The sequence below is a fragment of the Flavobacterium cupreum genome, assembly GCF_003996965.1.
Taxonomy (GTDB): Bacteria; Bacteroidota; Bacteroidia; order Flavobacteriales; family Flavobacteriaceae; genus Flavobacterium; species Flavobacterium cupreum.
In genome coordinates, this window is the sequence record NZ_QWDM01000224.1 from 1 (window position 1) to 294 (window position 294).

The 294-nt window shown below is 66.0% G+C and carries 1 protein-coding gene; it reads left to right on the top strand.

Annotated features, from left to right (window positions below):
- Window positions 1-294: Crp/Fnr family transcriptional regulator (locus D0817_RS27250; protein WP_134737815.1), on the top strand; the 294-nt coding region annotated here is incomplete at both ends.

Sequence of the window (294 nt, forward strand, 5' to 3'; positions counted from 1 at the left end):
CAGAGCGCCGGCTACGGCTACCGCCTCAAGACCCAGTTTTTGCGCGACGCCTTCAACCAGGGCGGCGCCCTGCCCCAACTGCTCATGCGCTACACCAACGCGCTGTTCGCGCAGATGGCCCAAAACGCCGTCGGCGGGCGCCACAGCTCGATCGAACAAAAGCTGTGCCGCTGGCTGCTCGACCGCCTCGACCGCTCGCCGTCGAACGAACTCAAGGTCACGCAGGAGCTCATCTCGATCATGCTCGGCGTACGCCGCGAAAGCATCACCGCGGCCGCCGGCAAACTGCAGGAC